This is a genomic window from Caballeronia sp. LZ033, from assembly GCF_031451265.1.
Taxonomy (GTDB): Bacteria; Pseudomonadota; Gammaproteobacteria; order Burkholderiales; family Burkholderiaceae; genus Caballeronia.
On sequence record NZ_JARUXQ010000001.1, the window covers coordinates 929,934 to 953,240 of the forward strand.

At 65.3% G+C, this 23,307-nt stretch carries 23 protein-coding genes and 1 tRNA gene; 14 read left to right on the plus strand and 10 right to left on the minus strand.

Translation table 11 applies throughout. The features are described 5' to 3' along the window. Positions 1–36: 36 nt before the first annotated feature. The 3 genes from otsA to QCE62_RS04200 all read left to right on the plus strand — a co-directional run bounded on the left by otsA (position 37) and on the right by QCE62_RS04200 (position 3,053). Positions 37–1,515, plus strand: a complete 1,479-nt coding sequence (otsA, locus tag QCE62_RS04190) for an alpha,alpha-trehalose-phosphate synthase (UDP-forming) (RefSeq protein ID WP_309914669.1) — start codon at positions 37–39, stop codon at positions 1,513–1,515. 136 nt (positions 1,516–1,651) lie between these two features. Beyond that, the gene (locus QCE62_RS04195) at positions 1,652–1,996 is read left to right on the plus strand and encodes a chemotaxis protein (RefSeq protein ID WP_309807681.1); all 345 of its coding nucleotides are present in this window, start codon (positions 1,652–1,654) and stop codon (positions 1,994–1,996) included. Between the two features lie 139 nt (positions 1,997–2,135). Beyond that, entirely contained in the window at positions 2,136–3,053 is a 918-nt protein-coding gene (locus QCE62_RS04200) for a YihY/virulence factor BrkB family protein (protein WP_309914671.1), read from the plus strand. A 176-nt stretch (positions 3,054–3,229) separates the two neighbouring features. Here QCE62_RS04200 and QCE62_RS04205 read toward each other — a convergent pair whose 3' ends face one another. Further along, a complete protein-coding gene (locus QCE62_RS04205) occupies positions 3,230–4,717 on the minus strand; it encodes an RNA polymerase factor sigma-54 (RefSeq protein WP_309914673.1) in 1,488 nt (495 codons plus the stop codon). A gap of 456 nt (positions 4,718–5,173) precedes the next feature. Between QCE62_RS04205 and QCE62_RS04210 the strand changes: the two genes are divergently transcribed. After that, entirely contained in the window at positions 5,174–5,524 is a 351-nt protein-coding gene (locus QCE62_RS04210; RefSeq protein ID WP_309914674.1) for a BON domain-containing protein, read from the plus strand. 320 nt (positions 5,525–5,844) lie between these two features. Then, the gene (locus tag QCE62_RS04215) at positions 5,845–6,066 is read left to right on the plus strand and encodes a hypothetical protein (RefSeq protein WP_309807685.1); all 222 of its coding nucleotides are present in this window, start codon (positions 5,845–5,847) and stop codon (positions 6,064–6,066) included. A gap of 74 nt (positions 6,067–6,140) precedes the next feature. Here QCE62_RS04215 and QCE62_RS04220 read toward each other — a convergent pair whose 3' ends face one another. Continuing rightward, complete coding sequence (locus QCE62_RS04220; protein WP_309914677.1) at positions 6,141–6,593, minus strand: PA2169 family four-helix-bundle protein; 453 nt, start codon at positions 6,591–6,593, stop codon at positions 6,141–6,143. 223 nt (positions 6,594–6,816) lie between these two features. On the opposite strand from QCE62_RS04220, the gene QCE62_RS04225 reads away from it, so the two are divergent. After that, positions 6,817–7,068 (plus strand): hypothetical protein, encoded by a 252-nt coding sequence (locus QCE62_RS04225; protein ID WP_309914680.1) that lies wholly within the window; start codon positions 6,817–6,819, stop codon positions 7,066–7,068. Positions 7,069–7,140: 72 nt separating this feature from the next. On the opposite strand, the gene QCE62_RS04230 is transcribed toward QCE62_RS04225, so the two are convergent. The 5 genes from QCE62_RS04230 to QCE62_RS04250 form a co-directional block, all read right to left on the minus strand. Then, positions 7,141–7,713, minus strand: a complete 573-nt coding sequence (locus tag QCE62_RS04230; protein ID WP_309914683.1) for a glycine zipper domain-containing protein — start codon at positions 7,711–7,713, stop codon at positions 7,141–7,143. 55 nt (positions 7,714–7,768) lie between these two features. Then, positions 7,769–8,119: a DUF1488 domain-containing protein gene (locus QCE62_RS04235; RefSeq protein WP_309914686.1), complete on the minus strand. Its 351-nt coding sequence runs from the start codon at positions 8,117–8,119 to the stop codon at positions 7,769–7,771. A gap of 157 nt (positions 8,120–8,276) precedes the next feature. Next, complete coding sequence (locus tag QCE62_RS04240) at positions 8,277–8,828, minus strand: type 1 glutamine amidotransferase domain-containing protein (RefSeq protein ID WP_309914689.1); 552 nt, start codon at positions 8,826–8,828, stop codon at positions 8,277–8,279. 112 nt (positions 8,829–8,940) lie between these two features. Beyond that, on the minus strand, positions 8,941–10,308 hold the full coding sequence (locus QCE62_RS04245; protein WP_309914691.1) for an MFS transporter: 1,368 nt from the start codon (positions 10,306–10,308) through the stop codon (positions 8,941–8,943). Between the two features lie 117 nt (positions 10,309–10,425). Next, entirely contained in the window at positions 10,426–10,929 is a 504-nt protein-coding gene (locus QCE62_RS04250) for a YbhB/YbcL family Raf kinase inhibitor-like protein (protein WP_309914692.1), read from the minus strand. A gap of 330 nt (positions 10,930–11,259) precedes the next feature. On the opposite strand from QCE62_RS04250, the gene QCE62_RS04255 reads away from it, so the two are divergent. Further along, positions 11,260–12,747 carry a sensor domain-containing diguanylate cyclase gene (locus QCE62_RS04255; protein ID WP_309914694.1) on the plus strand — a complete coding sequence of 496 codons (1,488 nt, stop codon included), beginning with the start codon at positions 11,260–11,262 and terminating at the stop codon, positions 12,745–12,747. A gap of 15 nt (positions 12,748–12,762) precedes the next feature. Here the strand turns inward: QCE62_RS04255 and QCE62_RS04260 are convergent, their stop codons facing one another. Then, entirely contained in the window at positions 12,763–13,173 is a 411-nt protein-coding gene (locus QCE62_RS04260) for a hypothetical protein (protein ID WP_309914696.1), read from the minus strand. 135 nt (positions 13,174–13,308) lie between these two features. Here QCE62_RS04260 and QCE62_RS04265 point away from each other — a divergent pair, with 135 nt between their 5' ends. Further along, positions 13,309–13,989, plus strand: a complete 681-nt coding sequence (locus tag QCE62_RS04265) for a TetR/AcrR family transcriptional regulator (RefSeq protein ID WP_309914698.1) — start codon at positions 13,309–13,311, stop codon at positions 13,987–13,989. Positions 13,990–14,068: 79 nt separating this feature from the next. Here QCE62_RS04265 and QCE62_RS04270 read toward each other — a convergent pair whose 3' ends face one another. After that, positions 14,069–14,926 carry a shikimate dehydrogenase gene (locus QCE62_RS04270; protein WP_309914700.1) on the minus strand — a complete coding sequence of 286 codons (858 nt, stop codon included), beginning with the start codon at positions 14,924–14,926 and terminating at the stop codon, positions 14,069–14,071. A gap of 283 nt (positions 14,927–15,209) precedes the next feature. On the opposite strand from QCE62_RS04270, the gene QCE62_RS04275 reads away from it, so the two are divergent. Further along, on the plus strand, positions 15,210–17,108 hold the full coding sequence (locus tag QCE62_RS04275) for a TIM barrel protein (RefSeq protein ID WP_309919604.1): 1,899 nt from the start codon (positions 15,210–15,212) through the stop codon (positions 17,106–17,108). Between the two features lie 23 nt (positions 17,109–17,131). Here the strand turns inward: QCE62_RS04275 and QCE62_RS04280 are convergent, their stop codons facing one another. Beyond that, positions 17,132–17,455 (minus strand): hypothetical protein, encoded by a 324-nt coding sequence (locus tag QCE62_RS04280; RefSeq protein WP_309914702.1) that lies wholly within the window; start codon positions 17,453–17,455, stop codon positions 17,132–17,134. A 174-nt stretch (positions 17,456–17,629) separates the two neighbouring features. Here QCE62_RS04280 and QCE62_RS04285 point away from each other — a divergent pair. The 5 genes from QCE62_RS04285 (at position 17,630) to QCE62_RS04305 (ending at position 23,256) form a co-directional block, all read left to right on the plus strand. Then, positions 17,630–17,704: transfer RNA gene (locus QCE62_RS04285), tRNA-Arg, on the plus strand. Between the two features lie 303 nt (positions 17,705–18,007). Beyond that, complete coding sequence (locus QCE62_RS04290) at positions 18,008–18,544, plus strand: fimbrial protein (protein ID WP_309914705.1); 537 nt, start codon at positions 18,008–18,010, stop codon at positions 18,542–18,544. 34 nt (positions 18,545–18,578) lie between these two features. After that, the gene (locus QCE62_RS04295) at positions 18,579–19,334 is read left to right on the plus strand and encodes a fimbria/pilus periplasmic chaperone (protein WP_309914708.1); all 756 of its coding nucleotides are present in this window, start codon (positions 18,579–18,581) and stop codon (positions 19,332–19,334) included. 146 nt (positions 19,335–19,480) lie between these two features. Then, positions 19,481–22,114 carry a fimbria/pilus outer membrane usher protein gene (locus QCE62_RS04300; RefSeq protein WP_309914713.1) on the plus strand — a complete coding sequence of 878 codons (2,634 nt, stop codon included), beginning with the start codon at positions 19,481–19,483 and terminating at the stop codon, positions 22,112–22,114. 41 nt (positions 22,115–22,155) lie between these two features. Further along, positions 22,156–23,256 (plus strand): fimbrial protein, encoded by a 1,101-nt coding sequence (locus QCE62_RS04305; RefSeq protein ID WP_309914716.1) that lies wholly within the window; start codon positions 22,156–22,158, stop codon positions 23,254–23,256. Positions 23,257–23,307 lie beyond the last annotated feature (51 nt).

Here is a 23,307-nt window from a genome sequence, read left to right on the forward strand (position 1 = left end):
TCGAGCATGCAACGACAACTGAGAGGTGAAGCTGTAATGAGCAGATTGATCGTGGTATCGAATCGCGTCGCCCCGATTCAGGAAGGCAAGCCCAGCGCGGGCGGCCTCGCTATCGGCGTGCTGGATGCGCTCAAGGAGACAGGGGGCGTGTGGTTCGGCTGGAGTGGCGAGATCGTCGGAGAAGCGGCGGCGCCGGTGGTCGAGAAGGGCGGCAAGGTGACCTATGCGACCGTCGGGCTCACGCGCCGTGACTATGACCAGTACTACCGTGGCTTCTCGAACGCCACGCTGTGGCCGACGTTCCACTATCGCAATGACCTGTCGCGCTTCGACCGCGAGGAATTTGCCGGCTACATGCGCGTCAATGCAAGCCTCGCGGCCAAGCTGAAGACGATGCTGAAGCCCGACGACATCATCTGGGTGCATGACTATCACATGCTTCCCTTCGCGCAGGAGCTGCGCAAGCTGGGCGTCAACAACCCGATCGGCTTCTTCCTGCATATCCCGTTTCCGGTGCCGGAAGTGATGCGCACCATTCCGCCGCACGAGGAACTGATGGCGGCGATGTGCCAGTACGACGTCGTCGGTTTCCAGACGGATAACGACAAGCAGTCGTTCATCGATTACATCGAGCGCACCGGGCGCGGTCACTACAGCGACGACGGCATGCTGCAGGCGTTCGGCCGGATGATGAAGGTCGGCGCCTATCCGATCGGCATCTATCCGGATGCCATCGCCAAGTCTGCCGAGCAATTCGCCAATCGCAAGCAGGTGAACAGCCTGCGCGACAGCATGCGCGGCCGCAAGCTCATCATGAGCGTGGACCGGCTCGATTATTCGAAAGGGCTGGTGGAACGCTTCCAGGCCTTCGAGCGCCTGCTGCTCAATGCGCCGGGCTGGCATGGCCGCGTGTCGCTGGTGCAGATCGCGCCGCCGACCCGCTCCGACGTGCAGACCTATCAGCGCATTCGCCAGAACCTGGAAGGCGAGGCGGGCCGCATCAACGGTCGCTTTGCGCAGCTCGACTGGACGCCCATTCAGTACCTGAACCGCAAGTACGAACGCAATCTGCTGATGGCCTTGTTCCGCCTCTCGCAGGTCGGCTATGTGACGCCGTTGCGCGACGGCATGAACCTGGTCGCGAAGGAATATGTCGCGTCGCAGGATCCGGCGGATCCGGGCGCGCTGGTGCTGTCGCAATTCGCGGGCGCGGCGGATCAGTTGCCGGGCGCACTGGTCGTCAATCCGTTCGATCTGTCGCAGATGTCGGAAGCGCTTGAGCGTGCATTGTCGATGCCGCTCGCCGAACGTCAGGCGCGCCACGCCGACATGATGGCGCCGTTGCGCGAGAACAATCTGTCGGTCTGGCGCGACTCGTTCCTGTCGGACCTGCGCAGTGTGGCGACCGCCGCCTCGGTGACGGAGAAGACCGTCAAGACGGTCAAGCAGAGCGCGACGTCCGCCGCCGGTTCCGCCGGCGCGGCCGCGAAGCCCTCGGCGGCGGCGAAGGCCTGAAGCCTGAACCCTTGCCGCAGCCGTGTTGCACACAGCCCCGCGTTTCGCAAGAAGCGCGGGGTTCTTATATGGGCGCGCGGAACGGCTTTTGCGGATCTCCATGGAACACGAACAGGAACCGACCATGGAGGTCACGATGAGTGGAAGCACATTGAACCCGCCTGAAGACGACGGCGCGGAATACGGCAAGGGTCACGGCACGGGCGCGCTGGGTCCCAGCGATTCATCGGACAGCGGCTCGGATGTGCAGGGCGAAAAGCGCTATCCGGGCGAGATCGAGGACGAGCTCGATGCCCACGCGCTCGGCCAGTCCGAAGCCGAGTTGAACAGCGATACGGATCGTTACGGCACAGGAGAAGCGGCATCCGCGGACGGCGACAATCATCTGACGCCGGACGGCGACATCCTGCCCGATGAGGTAGAGGACGAAACGCGTGGCATCGCCGAGGACGAAGCCGATCCGGACGCGGAACGCCCCTGAGCGCACCCAGGCGTGCATGTAGGCAAGCGGCACATTCCAGCCGGAACGTGCCGCTTTTCCTTTGCGCCCCCGCTGTGCGCTTCGTCCGGCCGGGCTAACATCAGCGCTGGCAACCTTCGCCGCGCTCCGCTTCCTCTCGATGGATCAGAACCTTCGCCCGACCACCTCGCAAGCTCCAACCGTCGCAGCCGGCCGCACGTCGCGGGTCGGCTGGCTGTCGTGGCTGGTCGATCCGGTCTCGCAATGGGTGCAGGACCACTGCCTGATGTTCTCGGCATCAATCGCCTTCTTCGCGGCGTTCTCGATCGCGCCGACGCTGGTCATTGTCATCGCGGTAGCGAGCGTCTTCTTCGGCGCCGACGCCGTGCAGGGCCGTCTGTTCGACGAGATCAGCGGCGTCGTCGGCGCCGACGCGGCTCACGCGCTGGAGGCGATCGTCGCCAATGCGTGGCACGCGGATATCGCACGCAGCACGGCGCTGCTGTCGCTTGCGGGCGTGCTGGTCGGGGCGTCGGCCACGTTTTCGACCTTGCACAGCGCGCTCAACGTGATCTGGCCGACGCCCGCGGTCAGCGCGCGCGAGAGCATCGTCTCGCTGCTGCGCGTGCGGCTGATGTCGTTCGGGCTCGTGATCGGCGCGGGCCTGCTCGTCGCGGCGCTGCTGGTGCTGGATGCGCTCGTCGAGATTCTCGGGCACTGGGTGCTCGGCGACGGCAGTCCATTCATCGTGCTGTCAGGGCTCACCCAGCGAGCGATATCGCTGTGCGTGCTGATGCTGGCCTTCACCGTGCTGCTGAAATTCCTGCCGACGACCCGCATGCTCTGGCGCGACGCGGCGCTGGGCGCGGCTGCAGCGGCGCTCCTGTTCGAGGGCGGCAAGCGGCTGTTCGCGTTCTATCTCGCGCACGCCGGCACGGCGAACATGTTCGGCGCGGCCGGGTCGCTGGCGATCATCCTGATGTGGCTGTATTACTCGGCGGCGGTCTTCCTGCTGGGCGCCGAACTCGCGGCCACGGCGGCACGCAAGCGCACGCACCGGGCTTCCGGATGGCGCTGAACGGCCGGCGCTTAACCACGGTGCGATGACAAAAAAAGGCCGTCCGCGAACGGACGGCCTGTCGGCTACGCTCCCTGTCGCTCAGGCGCCTCGCTTGACCGGGTCGTCGCCGAGCGCTTGAGAGCGTGACAAGCAGTGTGTCCGCGCGCGTTGCCTCTATGCGCGGACGATGCACTTCACGCCTGACGGCGCAATTCTGCGGGCGGCACCTTCATCAGATGGCGATACTTCGCCACCGTGCGGCGCGCCACGATCACGCCCTGGTCCGCCAGCATCTTCGCGAGACTGACATCGGACAGCGGATCGCGCGTGTTCTCCTGCGAGATCATTTCCTTCAGCAACGCCCGCACGGCCGCGGCCGAGCAGGTGCCGCCGCTTTCCGTCGACAGCTCGCGCGGGAAGAAATGCTTGAACTCGAAAATGCCGCGCGGCGTGGACATGTACTTGTTGCCCGTGGCGCGCGAGATGGTGGACTCATGCAGGCCGAGTTCGTCGGCGACGTCGCGCAGCACCAGCGGCTTCAGTGCGATTTCGCCATAGTCGAAGAACGCCTTCTGATGCGACACGATGCATTCCGCCACGCGCTGGATGGTCGTGAAGCGCTGCTGGGCATTGCGGATCAGCCAGCGTGCTTCCTGCAACTGCTGCGCGAGCGGCGAACGGCTGGCGCCGGCCGACTGCGCGAACAGTTCGGCATACATGCGGTGGATGCGCGCGCGCGGCAACACGGCGGGATTGATCGTCACGAGCCACTGCTTTTTGACCTGACGCACGATCACGTCCGGCACGACGTAGTTGTCCTCGCTCTGGCCGTAGTTCTCGCCCGGTTTCGGATCGAGGCGGCGGATGAGCGCACAGGCGATGCGCAGTTCATCGGCGCTGCAGCCGATCTTCTTCTGCAGTTCGGCTTGCTCACGGCGTGCGAGACGTTCGAGGTGATGCGCGACGATTTCGAGCGCGACCGCGCGGCCCGGCGTCTCTTCGTCGAGTGCTTGGAGCTGCAGGGTCAGGCATTCGGACAGATTGCGCGCGCCCACGCCCGGCTTGTCGAGCGACTGGACCAGCTTGAGAGCGATCGTGAGTTCGTCTTCGCCGAGCGCCGGTTCGATCTCGACCACGTTGGCCAGATCGCTCAGTTCCTGCCGCAGGTAACCGTCGTCGTCCAGGGCTTCGATGATGAGCTGGGCAATGGCGCGATCGCGCTCGTTCAGCTGATACAGACGAAGCGAATCGTGCAGGGTTTCGTGCAGCGACGGCTCGATGCGGACCCAGTCCGCAGGGTCGGAGCCTTCGCCGTCGCCGTTATTGCGCGACGCGCTGCGCCCGAACGGGTCCGAGGAAAATTCGTTCATGGAGTCGTCGCGGCTGCCTGAATCCATGCTGGATTCGCCTTCGTTCGACGCCTCGGTGCTGCTGGGTACTTCGCTTGCGCTGTCGGTGGTGGGGGAGAGCGTCGAATCGCTCATCGAGCTGCCGTTGTCGGCACCGAGCGCGTTGTCTTCGGTCTGCGTTTCGTCGTACTCGAGAAACGGGTTGGTGTCGAGCGCATTGCGCAGTTCCTGCTGGAACTCGAGCGATGACAATTGCAAAAGGCGAACGGACTGCTGGAGACGCGGTGTAAGCGCGAGACTTTGCTTCGCGCGGAGTTCGAGTATGGGCGGCATTGCGTGCTGATCCTCGATTGTTCTAGACGTGACGGGCTGATGTGCAAGTGGATAAAAGCACAGACCGTGCCAGCGATCGTCAAGCTCGTGCTGCGACTAGCTTTTTTGCGTCAGCAGCGATTATTCGATGGGTGGCCGAGGCCACATTCACGCACTTTTTTACACGCACTCAGACAAAAGCGCCGCGCGTTTCGCCGATTCGCACGGACTCGCCGTCATGTCCGCCGGACGCGCCCGGAGAGATTCTCGTAGGGGCAACAAGCCTTTGATTCTTCACAGGGATCCCGTGTCGCGCGACGACTTGAACACGCCGGACACAAGGCTTCGGCACGCAAGTTGCGATAGGGATGGCACGTTTCGCGTGCTACGGCGCGACGTAAATCGAAGAGCGCGGCCCCTCGCCTGAAGAAGCGAGTCGGCGCGCCAGACCAAAATCGACAAAATGGGAGTATTGCCATGAAGACGACTCAAATCCTGAAGGCTGCCGGTGGTATCGCTTGTGTGATGTTCGCGCTGAACGCCAGCGCCCAGAACGCGACTGTGACGCCGGCATCGTCCACCACCGGTTCCGGCACGACGATGGGCCAGAAGGTCGATGACAGCGCGGTCACGACCAAGGTCAAGGCCGAACTGCTCGGCGCGAAGAACGTCAAGTCCACGCACATCCACGTGAAGACGCGCTCGGGCGTGGTGTCGCTGACCGGTACGGTGCCGTCGGCGGAAGACAAGACCGCCGCCGAGGAAGTCGTCTCGAACGTGTCCGGTGTTGCATCGGTGAAGAACCACCTTAAAATTGCGGCCAAGTAATGGCATAGTGCGTATGCCCGGCTTCGCCACGGCGGGCCGCGGTTGAGTGCCAGCAGCAAGGAACCCGCGCAGGGTCCGATGGTTCGCCGGAAGGCGGACGGCCGGATCGGGCGCGGGTTCTCGCATCAGGGCGTCGTGATTCGTGTCGCAACGGATCCGGCGCCGCAGTCGCAACATGGTTCCGCTTCAGCAGTGCGCATTACCTCGCAGCACTTCGAAACCTATAAACGAAGTACGGCCGTTCAGGACGTTACTTACACAGGCGGTTGACGGGCGTGCAGAACAGCGCCGTTCCGAAACCCCGGCAAAAGGAGCTCTTCATGAAGACGAAAAAGATGGCATTGATCGGCGCGCTGGCACTGGCGTTCTCCACGGGCGCCTTCGCACAGGCTGCATCGGATGCGGCGGCAACCGGCTCGCACGCTAAGAAGTCGAAGGGCACCTATCTGCATCAGCAGGACAAGGCGCACAAGCTGAAGGGCGCTTCGGCAGCCGCAGCGGCATCGTCGCTGGGCACCAACGACAAGGGCCAGCCGCAGTAAGCTGCGCTTCCTTGATCGCCATGAAAAACGGCCGCGCGAGCGGCCGTTTTTTTCGTCAGCGGACCTGACGCGTATCAGGACTTCGCAGCCGCATACTGATCGCGCAAGTCGCGAATGCGGTCGTGATTCTCCAGCACGCCTTGATATTGACGCTCGACGATCGCGCGGATATCGGCGGGCAGTTCCTTGTCCAGCGCCTCGCGATAATTCTTCTTGGCGGCATCTTCGCCACGCTCGCATTCGGCGAGGATCGCATGGTCGCTGTGACCGCTCACGGCCGACTTCACGTCCACCCAACCACGATGCAAGGCGCCGGCCACCGAGCCGCCGGTTTCCGGCTTGCCGCCGAGTCGCTGAACCACGTCCTGCAATTCGCGCGCGCCTTCGGCGCACTTCTGCGCGCGATTCTGGAACAGCAGCTTGAGGCTGGGATCGCGCGTGTCCTCGGCAGCCTTGAGGAAGCCCTTCTCACCATCCTTCGAGGTTTCGACCAGATCGTTGAGTACCGATACGACGTTCGTGCTCATGAGAGTCCTCCGTTATTGAGTTGAGACCTTGCTACGCCGCGGCCTCCCTGCGAGTTGCGGCTTGCCAGTTCATAGCGCATGCGGCGTGCCCGCAAGGCGCGGGGTTCGGGCGGGTCTCAAAGCTCGACGACGGGGAAGGGCGGCACACGCTTTGCTAACTCCACGCCACTACAAGCGCGAATCCTTCGGAGAGTCGCGCACGACGGCAACTGGAGAGAACACCATGAATTTCCTGCACCGGCTCGCCAAGCGCGAGTCCCTCGTACTTGTGGCCATCGTGGCTTCGGCGGTCACCATTCAAGTGCGACAGCATGTCAACGCTACTCAGGAAGCGGCTGCACAGGTTCAACCGTCGCAGGCCGCACCGGTTTGCGAGCCTTCGTCGATGCAGACGGATGCGCCACGCATGCAGCCGGCCGATTGCAGCATCCGCGGGCATGTGCGTCCCACACATCCAACGGGTCTCTGGGTCTGACAACGCGCAGTGACGCATGCGCGCAAACGCCCGCGTTCGCGGGCGTTTTTGCATGAGAAGCGGAGCAAACCCTCAGGCACGCGTCTCCGCGAATTCGCCTACCGGATGCGGCGGTTGCAGCGGGTCGAAGTCGCTCCAGCGGCCTTGCTTCCAGCGTCCCGACGCCCGTTCGATATCCACGCCGCCGGCCGCGCGCAACGCATCGGCGGCCTTGCCCTGGGTCTCGGGAGAGACATGCACGGCCACCACGACGCCCGCATGACGCATCGGCTCCTCGGCCTGCGCGGACGTCTTCGGCTTGCGCGTATGCGACATCGCGCCGACCAGCGATCCCACATACGCACCGACGCCCGCCGCGATCACCGACACCAGCAGCGGCGCGTGGAACACGGCGAAGATCGCCGCGCCGACCACCGCGCCCGCCACCGCGCCGATCGTCACACCCTTGCCGGCGCCCTTGGGCGCGGCGCTCGCACCGGCATCGGTGCCGACGTCGCCGCCGATCGGATGGCGCGCATGCTGCCCGCTCGGATTGACGAAGAACAGCGTCACGTCCTCTTCGACGAAACCGTTATTGAACAAGCGCTGGGCCGCCGCTTCGGCCGCGGGAAAAGTTTGAAATCGGCCCGCAATGATCAGGGACATGTTCCCTCCTTATCGACTGGGTGAATGGATTCGACGCGCGGCATGCCGGCCCGGGTCATTCCGGTTCCAGGCCCGCGACGCGGAACAGCCCGCTTCTCAGCACGACGGGCTGGCCGCCGTTGTCATCGAGTGCTTCGGCGCAGACCGCGCGGATGCGTGCGGCGCCGTTTTCAAAAGCGGCAAGCAGATCTTCTTCGCGCGGCGATGGCGCGCCGAAGTGATCTTCGAGCGCCTCTGCGGAGATCGAACAGACGACCGGCTCGCCATCCACGAGCGCCGCGAAGTGGATGGCAAGGTCGTCGCCGTCATAGACAGGGGATTCGTCGGCAAAGGTGATGTGCATGGTCGAGTCCTCATAAGCGGGACGAGGGTGGGCGACGCGCCGCATGTCGTGCGCGAGGATCATGACGCCGTGTCTCCAATATAGGCCGCGCCGAAAGCACAGCTGCGCGGATTTTCCACGGCGCTCGCCGGGAGGCGAAAGCCGCGCCCTTGCGCATGCATATGCTCGTGACGGCTGAACGGTTTCGACATCGGCATGACTCCGTGACGAGGCTTGCCGCTCAGGCCGCGCGCGACTTGCCGAGCGCGTCGATGAGCGCACGGTTGAAAGCGGGCAGGTCGTCCGGCTTGCGGCTCGTGATGAGATTGCCGTCCACCTGCACTTCCTGATCCACCCACGTGCCGCCGGCGTTGCGCACGTCGTCCTGCAAGCTCGGCCAGCTGGTCATCGTGCGGCCCGCGACGATGCCCGCCGAAATCGGCAGCCAGCCGCCGTGGCAGATCACCGCAATCGGCTTCTTCGCGCGATCGGCTTCCTTGACGAAGCTTTGCGCCTTCGCATCCAGCCGGATGGCGTCGCCGTTGACCACGCCGCCCGGCAACACCACGGCGTCGTAATCGCCGGCGTTGGCGGCATCGAGGGTGACATCGACGTCGACCTTGTCGCCCTTGTCGACATGCTTGAAACCCTGGATCTGTCCGGCCTTCTGCGAGATGACGTGCACCTGCGCACCGGCTTCCTCGAGCGCACGTTGCGGCTCGACGAGCTCGGCCTGCTCGAAGCCGTCGACGGCGAGAATGGCAACCTTGCAACCGTTGAGCGATGAGCCCATGAACACACTCCTGTTAGCGATTTTGGGGTGATTCGCATGTGCGGAATCCATGCCCGACGTTCAGCAAGGGGTGTGCCCAAAGGGCGGAGACAGACGGTGCGGGGCGCGTCCCTCAGGCCGTCTCGACGCGGCGTCCGCCGGTCAGCCGCAGCAGGCTGACGACGGCAGCCACGGCCGCGAATGCCGCGCCGAGGCCGAGCGCGAGCGTGGGGCCGTTTCTGGACGCGATGCCGAAGCACAGCGCGACGAGCGCCGCGCCGAGGGTCTGGCCGGTGAGCCGGGCGGTGCCGAGCATGCCGCTCGCGCCGCCGCTGCGATGACGCGGCGCCGCGGAGATGATCTGGCGATTGTTGGGCGACTGGAACAGGCCGAAGCCGAGGCCGCAGACGGCCAAGCGCCACGCGATGTCGAACGCATCCGGATGCGCGCCGAGCGTGGCGAGCGCGACCAGTCCGAGCGACAGGATCGCGAGTCCGATGCCGCCCAGCAAGCCTGCCGAATAACGGTCCGCGAGAATGCCCGAGAGCGGCGCGACGAACACGATGACGAGCGGCCAGGGTGTCATCAGGAAGCCGGTTTCGACCTGGCTCATGCCGAACGTGTCCTGCAGCAGGAATGGCAGCGACACGAAGGCCAGCATCTGCGCGCAGAACGAACAGACCGAGGTGCCGATCGACAGCGCGAAGACCGGAATGCGCAGCAGGTCGACCGGCAGGAGCGGCTGACTGCGGGTCAGTTGCCGCCTGACGAAGAAGTAGCCGATCACCACCACTGCCGCCAACTCGGCGATGACCCACGGCCGGTGCGCGCCGTGTCCGAAGCCGTCCACCGCGACGATCGCGAGGCCGAAGAACAGCGCGTTCATGATCGCGCTGATGTAGTCGTAGGGCTGGCGATGCCCCGGCGTGCGCGGCAGCGCGCGGATGCCGATGGCGAAGGCGGCGAGGCCGATCGGCACGTTGATCGCGAAGAGCCACGGCCAGGTGGCGACCGCGAGCACGCCCGAGGCGACGGTCGGGCCGACGACCGAGGACACGGCGACGACGGTCGTGTTGATCGCGACGCCGCGTCCGAGTTGCTGGTGCGGATAGATCATGCGCACCAGCGCCGTGTTGACGCTCATGATGCCGGCCGCGCCGAAGCCCTGCACGATGCGCGCGGCGGTCAGCCCGACGAGCGAGCCCGACAGCGCGCAGGCCAGCGACGACACCGTGAACAGCGCCAGTCCGCCGACATACACGTGCCGATAGCCGATACGGTCGCCGAGCGAGGCGAGCGGCAGCAGCGAGATGGTGATGGTCAGCTGGTAGGCGTTGACGACCCAGATGGAATCGGCGGGCGACGCGTTCAGATTGCGCGCGATGGTCGGCAGCGCGACGTTGGCGATGGCGCCGTCGAGCACGGCGAGCGTGACGCCCAGCGCAACGACGAGAATGGCCCAGTAACGTTGGGGGAGCGGCAGACCTTGATCGGAGTCCATCGATGGGCAGGGAGTGGCGGCGGCGCATTGTATGTCACGCCGTTTTCAAATGGATTGTGCGCGGGCGCTGCAAGGCGGGACGCGGACCTCGAAGGCCGCGCCCCGGTCATGCCTTCTTCACTTCAGTTCGTACAGGCCGGTGTAGGTCGCCGAATCGATTTCGTTCAGGTGCGTCATGAAACGCGCCACGGCGTTGGTGGCGTTGATGTCGAGCGGCAGGCTCTCGGCGGACAGCGCGTGGATGCGGAAGATGTAGCGATGCGGCTGGTCGCCGCGCGGCGGCGCCGCGCCGCCGAAGCCCACGGTGCCGTAGTCGTTGCGCAGTTGCAGCGCGCCGGCGGGCAGCAGGCTGCCGTCGGCCTTGCCGGCGTTGCGCGGCAGGGAGCGCGTGTCGGGCGGAATGTTGACGACGATCCAGTGCCAAAAGCCGCTGCCGGTCGGCGCATCCGGATCGTAGACGGTGAGCGCGAGACTGCGCGTCTCGGCGGGCGGGGCGTCCCACTGCAGCGCCGGGGAAACATTCTCACCCGCGCCGCCGAAGGCTTGCTGGTCGAATTCGTGGGCGCGCGCCATGAAGCCATTCGCCGGAAATTCATCCGACCAGATACGGAAGTCAGCCATGAGAGTCATGCCTCCTGGTGGTTGCGTGTCGATGAAGGCGGCATCGCGCCGTGTATCGTGCCGCGTTGTTGCGCGCGGATCAGGCGGCGTGCCGTTGACCTGCCGGAAGTGCAGCAAACGTGCCCGAGCCTGTGCCAGGAACGCGACGCCCGGGTCCATGCCTGTCAATCGAGTTTAGCATCTGCCCCCGATACACATCGGCGCCTCCTTCAAGGCAGAGCGCCGTCAGGTTCCCGCAAAATATGGCGCGCTACAATAATGAGATGATTCGGGAGCGATCCCGCATGCATCAGCCATGACCGAGAGCCGGCGCAAGCCGAAAGGAACACCATGCCAAACGACCCGCGCCGCGCTGCCGGTCAATTTACGCCGGCGAGCATGCCGGAGGACGATGCCGACATGTTCGACCTCGCGCCGGTCTCGCTCTGGCTCGAGGACTTCAGCGCGGTGCGCGATCAGTTCGAGCGCTGGCGGGCGGCGGGCGTCACGGACCTGCGGGCGTTTCTCGCCGACGAGCCCCAGCGCGTGGCGGAATGCTCGTCGCGCATCCGGGTGGTGAAGGTCAATCAGCGCACGCTGTCCCTGTTCCAGGCGAAGGACGCCGATCATCTGGTGCAGAACCTCGACCGCGTGTTCCGCGACGACATGCTGAAGACGCACGTCGACGAACTCGAGCAGCTCTGGTCCGGCAAGGCGCGTTTCGTGAGCCAGACGGTCAACTACACGCTCGACGGCAAGCGTCTCGACGTGCTGCTCAAGGCAGTCGTCCTGCCGGGACACGAGGACACGTGGAGCCGCGTGCTCGTGACGATCGAGGACATCACCGAACTCGAAGCGATGCGGCGCAGCGCCGCCGCCAGCGAACTCTATGCGCGCGGCCTGTTCGAGCATTCGCCGGTGTCGCTGTGGGTGGAGGATTTCAGCTCCGTGAAGGCGTTGCTGGACGATGTGCGCGAGCGCGGCATCGTCGATTTCCGCACCTTCACCAATGTGCATCCGGAGTTCGTCGAGCGCTGCATGCAGGAGATCCATGTCCTCGACGTGAACCAGCACACGCTGCGCATGTTCGCCGCACCCGACAAGGCGACGCTGCTGTCGCGCCTGCCCGACGTGTTTCGCGACGACATGCATGCGCACTTCCAGGAGCAGCTGGTCGAGCTGTGGGAGCACAAGCTCTTTCATCAGCGCGAGGTGGTCAACTATTCGCTGGAAGGCAACGAGGTGCATGTGCATCTGCAGTTCTCGGTGTTTCCGGGGCACGAGGCGCGCTGGGATCTGGTGCTCGTCGCGCTGACGGACATCACCGCGCGCAAGAAGGCCGAGGCCTACCTCGAATTCCTCGGCAAGCACGACGTGCTGACGAAGCTCAAGAACCGCTCGTTCTACGTCGATGAAATCAACCGGCTCGAACGCAAGGGGCCGTTCCCGGTGACGGCCATCGCGATCGACGTCAACGGCCTGAAGGCGGTGAACGATCAGCTCGGCCACGCCGCCGGCGATGCGCTGCTGCGGCGCGCGGGCGAAGTGCTCGGCAAGGCGGTGGAGAAGCCGTTCCAGGCGGCGCGCATCGGCGGCGACGAATTCATGGTGCTGCTGCCCGGCACCGACGAACGCGGCGGCGAGGCGGTGATCGACAGCATCCGGCAGTTGCTCGAAGTGAACAACCAGTTCTATTCGGGCATGCCGCTGTCGTTTGCGATGGGCGCCGCCACCGCCCAGGACGGCGAACGGCTCGAGTCGATGCTGCAGCGCGCGGATGCCGTCATGTACACGGAAAAGCGCGCGCACTACGAGGAAAGCCAGCGCAGGGACGACTGAGCGCCGTCCCGCTGCTTACTGCGGCGGCTGGGCCGTGACTTCGTCGATGCCGCGCGCAAGCGCCGGACACGCCTCGCCAATCTCTTTCTTGTATTCCGCGGGCTGACTCGCCTTGAGCCGCGCGAAACGATCGACGGTGGACTGCGCCTGAGCCAGCCCGAGCTTCCATTCGCCGTCGAAGTCGGGCGCGTCGGGATAGCTGGTATGGACCACGTCCTTGAAGCGCGCGATTTTCGCGGCATCGATATGACAGACGTCGGCGGCGCCGCGCGCGAGACTCGCGCTGGTCATCACGCCTTCGGCGGCCATCAGTTGCTTGGCATCGGGATGACCCGGCGGCAGGGCGGTCTGGGCGAAAAGATGCGTGCTTCCCATCAGGCTGCATGCGGCCAGCGCGCACGCTGTCAGCGTTTTAGAGTGCTTCATGCGTAATGATTTTCTTGATTGCATGCGGGGAAGAAAATTATAGGCGAAGCACCCGGAATGGATGGGCCCGTAAGGCAAGGATGCCTATATAGCCCGTGCTAGAATCGATTTTCCATGCCGTTCTCAGACAGAAAAATGAAAAAAGGAAGCAAGGCCGCCAGTACTGCGCCCTCGTCGACCACAGCAGAAGGACGGCGCAAGTACGACCCTGAGGAGACCAAGCGGAACATTCTCGACATCGCCACGCAGGAGTTCTCGGCGATGGGCCTCACCGGCGCACGCGTGGACGCCATCGCGGAACGCACCAACACCACCAAGCGCATGCTGTACTACTACTTCGGCAGCAAGGAAGGGCTGTATGAAGCGGTGCTGGAGCAGGTCTACGGCGACATCCGGGAGCTCGAGCAGGAACTGCAGCTCGCGGAGATGGAACCGGAAGAAGCGCTGCGGGAATTCGTCGGCTTTACCTTCGACTATCACGACAAGCATCGCGATTTCGTGCGGCTCGTGACCATCGAAAACATTCACTCGGCCAAGTACATCGAGCAGTCGAAGACCTTCAAGGCGCGCAATTCGAGCGTCGTGAAAACCATCGAGGATCTGATCGCGCGCGGAGTGGCGGCGGGCAAGTTCCGTGGCGACGTCGATCCCATCGACCTGCATCTGATGATCAGCTCGTTCTGTTTTCACCGCGTGGGCAATCGCCATACGTGGAGCGCCGCGTTCGGACGCGATCCGTCGGGCGTGCGTTCGCGGGCACGGCATCGCGAGATGATCGTCGACGCCGTGCTGTGTTTCATGCGGCGCGACGAATGACCTCAACGCATGCAACGCTGAAACGCCGAACGGCGGCTCTCTCGCGAGGCCGCCGTTTTGTTTGATGCCGGATAAACGTTCAGCCTTCCAGCAGACTCTGGAAGTGCGCGAACATGCGTTCGGCATCCGGCTCGCGGCCGGTGAAGATGCGCAGCGCATCGACTGCCTGGCACACCGCCATGCCGCCGCCGCTGACCGTGCGGCAGCCGAGCGCGCGCGCCGCCTTCAACAGTTCCGTTTGCAGCGGGAAGTACACGATCTCCGCGACCCACAGTTCCTTGTGCAGATAGTCCGCCGGCAACGGCAGGCCGGGCAGCTTGGCCATGCCGGTCGGCGTCGCGTGGATGAGCCCGCTTGCGGCGCCCAGCGTCTCGCGCAGATCGCCGCCGCTCGTGACCGTACGGTCCGCAAAACGCGCGCCGAGATCGGCCGCGAGGGCGGCGGCGCGGGTGGCATCGGAGTCGAACAGCGTCAGCGTGCGCGCACCCATCGCCAGGGCCGCGTGCGCGACGGCCGCGCCCGCGCCGCCGGCGCCAAGCTGCACGACGCGTTCGAGCGGCGCGCCCGGCAGGCCGCGCTGGAACGCGCGCGTGAAGCCGGATCCGTCCGTGTTGTAACCGATGCGCCGGCCGTCCTTCAGCACCACCGTATTGACCGCGCCCAATGCGCGGGCGTCGGGATGGAGTTCGTCGAGCAGGGGGATCACGGCCTGCTTGCACGGATAGGTGATGTTCAGGCCGTCATAGCCCATGCGCTCGGCCGCGACCAGCAAGTCCGGAAGGGCAGCCGGTTCGAGTTGCAGCGCCTGCAGATCGATGCGCCGGTATACGTAGTTGAGGCCGAGCGTGCGGCCTTCCTGTTCGTGCATGGCGGGCGTGAGCGAGCCGCCGATGCCCGAGCCGATCAGGCCGATGAGATACGAAGTCTTCTGAGTCATGCATGCGCTCCAACAAGGTGTGGCACTGCGCGAGGTTTCGATGCTGCAGTGCGAAATCGGGTACGGCGCAGTGTGAACTGCCGCACGGGACCTGTCGTTCGGTGTTTTCACGTATTTGTACGGTCTAGTTAGTTTGCTATCATGCCGCAGACTGACATGGATTGCGCATGGCGTTCTGCCGCCTTCAGCGCGAACGGGCACGAACGGCCTACACTGACACGAGACGCGCCCAGTCGATTCCGCATCCACCGAATGCATCAAGGAGGCAGCGATGCTGCGTTCAATCCGGACATCCATCGCGACCGTTTCCATCAGCGGCACGCTCGCCGAGAAACTGCAGGCCATCAAGGCGGCCGGTTTCGACGGCGTCGAGATCTTCGAGAACGATCTTCTCTACTTCGACGGCACGCCCGCCGACGTGCGCCGCATGTGCGAAGACCTGGGCCTCGCCATCTATCTGTTCCAGCCTTTCCGTGATTTCGAGGGCGTGAGCGCGGAGCGTCTCGCACGCAATGCCGAGCGCGCGAAACGCAAGTTCGAACTGATGCATGAGCTCGGCACGGATCGCATGCTGGCGTGTTCCAACGTGTCGCCCGACATGATTCGCGACGATGCGTTGATCGTCGATCAGCTTGGCGTGCTCGCGCGTCTGGCGGAGGAAGCGGGCGTGGTCGTCGCGTATGAGGCGCTGGCGTGGGGCCGGCACGTGAATTCGTACAAGCACGCGTGGCGGCTCGTCGATGCCGTGAACATCCCGAACCTCGGACTGGCGCTCGACACATTCCATACGCTGTCCATCGGCGACTCGGTGGACGAGATCGCGTCGATTCCCGGCGAGCGCATCGCGTTCGTGCAGATCGCCGATGCGCCCGTCCTCGCCATGGACGTGCTCGAATGGAGCCGCCACTATCGCTGTTTCCCGGGGCAGGGCGCATTCGATGTCGCGGGCTTCACGGCGCGCGTGCTCGAGGCGGGCTACACGGGCCCGCTGTCGCTGGAAATCTTCAACGATGGCTTCCGCGCCGCGCCCACCGCGATCACGGCGGCGGACGGCTATCGCTCGCTGCGCTTTCTCGAGGAACAGACGCGCGCGCTGATGGGCGAGAAGGCGCCGCCGGAACTGTTCGATCCGCCCGCGCCGCCGGAGCATATCGGCTTCCAGTTTCTGGAATTCGCCGTGGATCAGGCGACGCGCGAGCACCTCGCGCAATGGCTCGGCAGACTCGGTTTCAGGCTTGCGGGCCAGCATCGCTCGAAGGACGTGCAGCTGTACCGGCACGGCGCGGGTTCGATCGTGCTCAACGCCGAGGCCGATTCGTTCGCCAGCGCGTTCTTCCAGCAGCATGGCCTGTCGCTGTGCGCGTCGGCATTTCATGTCGACGATGCCCGGCTCGCGTTCGAGCGCGCCGCCGCCTATGGCTCGAAGCCGTTTTCGGGACGTATCGGGCCGAACGAACGGCATGTGCCGGGCGTGCAGTCGCCCGATGGCAGCCTCGACTACTTCGTCGACGAAGCGCCCGGCGGCCCGACGCTCTGGGAATCGGACTTCGTGCTCACGGACATCGACGGGCCGTACGAGGTGGGACCGTTGTCGCGTATCGATCACGTGTGCCTGTCGCTGCCCGCCGACGCGCTCGACACCTGGGTGCTGTTCTTCCGCAGCGCGTTCGGCTTCGAGACGGAAGCGGCCGTGCTCGTGCCCGATCCCTACGGCCTGGTGCGCAGCCGGGCCGTGCGCAGCCGCGACGGGTCGGTGCGCATTGCGTTGAATGCGTCGGTGGACCGTTATACGGCGGTATCGGAATCGCTCTCGGCGTACCGCGGCTCGGGCCTGAATCACGTGGCCTTCAGCACCCCCGACATCTTCGACGCGATTCCCCGTCTGGAGGCGGACGGCGTCAAGTTCCTGCGCATTCCGCGCAACTACTACGACGATCTGGTGGCGCGCTTCGGCTTGCCCGACGAGCAGATCGAGACGATGCACGAGCACAACATCCTCTACGATCGCGACGAACGCGGCGGCGAGTTCTTTCACGCTTATACGGAGCAGCTCGACCAGCGCTTCTTCCTGGAAGTGATCGAGCGGCGCGGCGGCTACGACGGGTATGGCGCGGCCAACGCGGCGGTGCGGCTCGCGGCGCATGCGCAGCAGCGGGCGCGCAAGGCGGGTCAGGCGGGTTAGGCGGGGATCAGCGAGGGGGCTGCTCAGGCGCTGCGCGGCTTGGCGCTGGCGGCGAGGACGGAAGCATCGGCTTCGGCGGCGCGCTCGCTTTCACGCTTGCGGACGTCGGCCTCGAAGGCGTCGATGTGCAGATACAGCCGATGCACGGTCTGAATCTGGGTATGAGAGAGATGCGACTGTCGCGTGATCGATGCGAGCCGTTCGCGCCAGTAGGCGGGCGGCAGCAACGGACCGCCGAGATCGCATGACAATGAGCGCCGCAACACCTTCTCGAGGTGCGTCAGGTCTTGGTCTGCCAGCAACGCCGAAAACGCGCCCTGCGGCTTGGAATCGGGAATGGGGTCCATTAAAGCGATGGCGGCGCGGCCTGGCGATTCTTGATAGGCATAAACCCTGATTCATCAGAATATTTCGCATCCTGGGTCGCCGCCGGATTTTTCCCGCAGTGCGCCCGATGACCGCCAATCCCGTTTGCTATACTCTGCGCTCGCTCGCCGATGCCCTCGGCGCGCGGCGGTCCGCTCCCCGTAGTTCAATGGATAGAACGAGTGCCTCCTAAGCGCTAGATGCAGGTTCGATTCCTGCCGGGGGGACCACGCCCTCTGACGCATGCCGGATGAATTCGCCATCCGCGTCGCCCATCTCCCGCCGTTCGAGCGGGACGACATTTGCCGCACTCTCCCGCGTTGTTCTCCCTTCGTTGTTGCAACGATCTCCACGCTCGTGCTCCGCGCCTGAATGATGCGAGCGTTTAAGAATCGTCCTAGGTTCATCTCAAGAAAATTCTTATAAAGTCCTACAAATTCCTGACGAACGCTGTCAGATGAATTTCAAAAACACACGTTGATCCCGGTGCCCAACGCTGGCGATCGCTTAGTCAAGATCAATCAGGACAAAGAATGAAAAAGAATGTGCTAACACTCGTCGTCATGCTGAGCGGTGCCGCTTGCGGTGCGGCTCATGCCTCCGGCGGCACGTTGACGATCAACGGCCAGCTCACGGCGAGCACCTGCCAGATCAGCGGCAACGGCGGAGCCGGTGACTTCACCGTCACACTGCCGACCATCGCGGCATCGGACTTCACCGAGGCCGGGCGTTCCGGCGGCAACACCTCGTTCAACCTCGCGTTGACCAATTGCACGCCCGACACAGGCAGCGTGCATGCCTTCTGGGAGAGCGGCGTCAACACGCTGCCCAACGGCAATCTCAAGAACACCGGAACGGCGACCAACGTCGAAGTCCAGCTGGTCGACGTCAACAACGGCACACAGGTGATCGACGTGAGCAAGACCGACGGCGCGCAGAACGCCCAGAACGTCGCGATTGCAGGCGGGCGGGCCACGCTCCGGTACGCCGCCCAGTACGTCACGCCCGCGGGCGGTGCGACGGCCGGCACGGTGAGCACGGTCGTGACGTACTCGATGTCGTATCAGTGACCGGCTCCAGCCGGGCGTCACGGAGACAAGCCAGATGACATTCCGACGACGAGCCCGCGAGCCCGCGCTCATCGGCCTGCTTCTCACGGTCGGGCTGGTGCTGACACTGGCGGCGTTTCCGGCCTGCGCGTCCGTCGTCATCGCGGGAACGCGGGTGATCTATCCGGCCGCGGAGCAGGAAGTGACGCTCAGGCTGTCGAATGTCGGCAAGTCACCGGCGCTTGCCCAGGTGTGGCTCGACGAGGGCGATCCCAAAGTCGATCCGAGCCTGCTCAATCTGCCATTCATGCTGACGCCGGCGCTTGCGCGCCTCGATCCGGGCAAGGCGCAGACGGTCCGCATCGTCTACACCGGTGAGCCGATGCCGCCGGATCGCGAGAGCCTGCTGTGGTTCAACCTGCTCGAAGTGCCGCCCAGTCCGGCCGAAGCCGTGACCGGCCCCAACTACGTGCAGCTCGCCTTCCGCACCCGGCTCAAGTTCTTCTTCCGCCCGGCCGGCCTGGCGGGCCGGGTCGAGGACGCGCCGGACACGCTCGAGTGGCGCATCGTCACGGAAGGCGGCAAGGCTGCGCTACGGGTTTCGAATCCGTCGAGCTACTACGTGACGATCATTTCGGCCCGCGTCGGCGGGAGCGATCCGGCCGCGCGCTTCGATGCCGGCGACATGGTCGCACCGGGCGGCGCGGTCTCGCTGCCGCTCTCGGCCACGCCCGCGCGGGCCGGCAACGTGTCCTTCACCACGCTCGATGACTACGGCGCGCCGGTGAAGCACGAAGCGTCGCTCAAGTAGCACGCGGCCGGCGGCGCCGCATGGCCTCCCGTCCGCCGTCGCGCCGGTCTTCGCATTACCGCATCCGGTTCCATCAACCCTCGCACCCCGATGCCGACGCGTCCCCGCGCCGGCAGGGGGCGCTTTCGCCTGTTCGCCGGGCATCCATGAAGAAGAATCGCTGCTCGAGGCCGCGTGCGTCCAACCCCGACTTCCTGTCGCTGAACCCGGCCGGCGTCGCGGTGTTGCTGGCGGTCGTCGCCACGCATGCCGATGCGGACAGCACGGCCCTCCCGTCTGCGCATCCGCGGCCGGACGCCGCTGCGCCGACCGATGCCGCCGCCACGCTCGCGCCGCCCCCTGCGACGGTGCGCTTCAACGCACGCTTTCTGAGCGGCAGCGCGGCGGCGCAACTCGATATCAGCCGCTTCGATCGCGGCAATCTCGTCGCGGCGGGCACGTATCGCGCGGAACTGAACGTGAACCAGACCTGGATCGGCACGACCGATGTCACCTTGCGCGAAGTGAACGGCCCCGGCACGGCCGCGCAGCCGCTCTTCGACCGCGCGCTGTTGACGCGTATCGGCGTGGATCTGACGAAGCTGGGCGAGGCCGCGCACGCGACGCTCGACACCGCGCAGGCCGCCGTGCTGCCCGAACTGATACCCGGCGCGAGCGCCGTGTTCGACATGGGCGAACAGCGCCTCGACGTCAGCGTTCCGCAGGCGTGGATGAGTCGCACCGCGCGCGGCTGGATCGATCCGAAGTTCTGGGACGACGGCGTCCCGGCCGCGCTCGTGCAGTACAGCGGCAATGTGTATCGCTCGAACGGCAACGGCGTGTCGAACACGCAGAGCTATCTCGGCGTGAACGCCGGTGTGAATCTGGGTGCGTGGCGCTTTCGCTATGGCGGCAACCTCACCAGTGCGACCGGCGCGGGCGTGCGCGGCCAGAGCATCCAGAGCAACGCGCAGCGCTCCATCGTGCGGCTGAAGAGTCAGTTCACGCTCGGCGACACCTACACCGACGGCTCGGTCTTCGATTCGTTCGGCCTGCGCGGCGTGCAGATCGGCACCGACGATCGCATGTATCCCGAGTCGCAGCGCGGCTATGCGCCGACCGTTCGCGGCATCGCCAACACGAACGCCCGGGTGCAGGTCACGCAGCGCGGCAACCTGATCTACGAGACCACGGTGGCGCCAGGTCCGTTCGAGATCGACGATCTCTATGCGACGGGCTACGGCGGCGATCTGCAAGTCACGGTGACCGAAGCGGACGGCAGCCGGCACACGTCGCTGCTGCCCTATGCCGCGCCCGTCAACGCGCTGCGCGAAGGACGCTGGCGCTACAGCGTTGCTGCGGGCCAGTACCGCAACCCCAGCGGGAGCAATGCGCCGTTCGTGCTGCAGGGCAATGTCCAGCACGGCCTGAATCGTTTCATGACGCTCTACGGCGGGACGATCATGTCTTCGGGCTACTGGTCGGCGGCGGCGGGCGTGGCGCTCGACACGCCGGTCGGCGCGTTCGGCTTCGACGTGACCCAGGCGAACACGTCTCTGCCGAATGTGCCGCCGCGCGGCGGCCAGAGCCTGCGCGTGTCCTATTCGCGCAGCTTCACACCGCTGCAAACCGATGTGACGCTCGCCGCGTACCGCTATTCGACGCAAGGCTTCCTGAGTTTCGCGGACGCGATGACCCTGCGCGATGCCGCGGCGTCGGGCAATGCGTCCGCGCTGACGGGCAGGCAGAAGGGACGTCTGCTGCTGACCGTGAACCAGAGCCTGTGGGACTACGGTTCGATGTACCTGTCGGGCTCGACGCAGATCTACTGGAACCGTTCCAGCCGCGACACCTCGTTCCAGGCCGGCTACAACACGTCGATCCGTCGCGTGGGGGTGAACGTCTCGGTGTCGCGGGAACTGGATTCGAACACGGCCCGCTGGGGCACGCGCTTCATGGTCAGTCTCTCCGTGCCGCTGAGTCTCGGCGCGAGCCACGCTCACTCGGTGACGAGTTTCACGCGCGATTCCCGCGACGGCAGCAGCCAGCTCCAGGCTTCGTTCACGGGCGCGGCGGGCACGAATCATCGCCTGAACTATGGCGTCACGACGGGGCGGCAGTGGCGCGGCGCGCAGACGGACGACAGCATCAACGCGAATCTCGGCTTCCTGTCGCCGGCTGCGCAGATGCAGCTGAATGCCGGTCGCGCCAACGGCTATACGCAGATGGGCGGCGGGCTGTCGGGTTCGATCGTCGCGTATGGCGACGGCGTCGTGTTTTCGCCGCAGAGCGGCGACACCTTCGCCGTGATCGAGGCTGACGACGCCACGGGCGCGAACCTGTCGGGCTCTCCGGGCGTGCGCATCGACGGAAGCGGTCATGCGCTGATCGCGGGCTTGCAGCCGTACGCGCTCAATCAGGTCGGCATCGACGTGAAGGGCCTGCCGATCGGCCTGCGCCTGAAGACCACGGAACAGCGCTTTGCGCCGACCGCAGGCTCGGTCGTGCGCGTGCAATTCGACACGGAAGATCGCGGACCGGCGCTGGTCGTGCGCCTCAGGCGCCCGGACGGGCAGCCGCTGCCGTTCGGCGCGGAAGTGCTGAATCCGCAGGGCGACGTCGTCGGCACGGTGGGTCAGGGCAGCCGCGCGCTGGTCTACGGCGGAACGGACGGCGACGAATGGACGGTGAAGTGGGGTGAGGGCGCCGGGGGACAGTGCCGGGTGCGCGTCGCATGGCCGGCTGCATCGAACGCACCGGCCCGGGCGATCGGGGCGTTTACGGAAGCGAGTTGCCGATGAGGTTGGCAGTCCCCACACGAGCAAGCAACAGGGAGATGGACATGAACACGAAGCGTTTCAGCTTCAGACCGGCTGCATGGTTACGGCTCATCGCACTGATGGCGGCGGGGATCGCCCGGACCGCGTCCGCGTGCGACCAGGACCCTTCCGCGACCTGCTACACCTGCTGGCCCCCGCAGACGCTCACGCTGCCCTCGAGCGTTTCAGTGGCGGCCGACCTGGCGCCCGGCACGCTCCTGACGCAATGGGTGACAAGCGGGCTGGTGGAGTTCGACTGCAGGCCGAAAAACAGCACGGTCGGAATCGGCATGTATCTGCGCGGCGATGCGACCACCCGCACCGGCGTCTTAGTCTTTTACAACGGCGCGAACATTCCCGTGCTGGCCACCGGCGTGCCGGGCGTGGGTATCGCCATAGCCATGCAGTTCGAATCGGCCGATGGCTCCAGGACCGCATGGCAGGGTGTACAGAGAGGCGGGCCGATGAATTACGACGCGTGGAGCCCGATGCTCGCCGGCCAGTCCGGGTCGAAGACGGTTGGCGCCCAGACGGCGATCGCCCTGGTCAAGACCGGCCCCCTCATGAGCAGCGCCTGGCTGAGGGGCAACCGGATCATGCTGTTGCAGCCGTACGTGGACGCCGTGGTCCCGCCGACCGTCGACATCTCGACGACCTCCAGCATGTTCATACCGATGACCTGCACGACGCCGGACCAGAGTGTCGACGTCGGCACGTTCATGGCCTCGGATTTCCCGGCGGTCGGCTCGCTGTCGCCGCCGCAGCCGGGCAAGGGCATGTTGAACGTGCAATTCCTCAACTGTCCCGGAGGGTCCGACGACCCGGGCACGGTGACGGGCTTGATTCACGCTGTCTCCTACACGATTTCTCCGCAATACGGCGAGGCGGCGCACAACGTCGCCGCCTTGCAACCCAACGCCGGCTCGGCGGGCGGGATCGGCGTGCAGTTGTTTGACTCGGCGGGCAAGGTCGTACGGTTGAACACGTCTCAGCGCCTTTACGGGTACAGCAGTCTCTTCGGCGGCAGCTATCAAGTGCCGCTGACTGCGCGCTTCTACCGGACAGGCCCGGTCACGCCGGGCAATGCGAGCACGATCATGACGATGACCGTGCTCTATCAATGACGGGCTCGGGCCCATAACCTTTGCGAGAAGAAGAGCGTACCGAATGCGCGG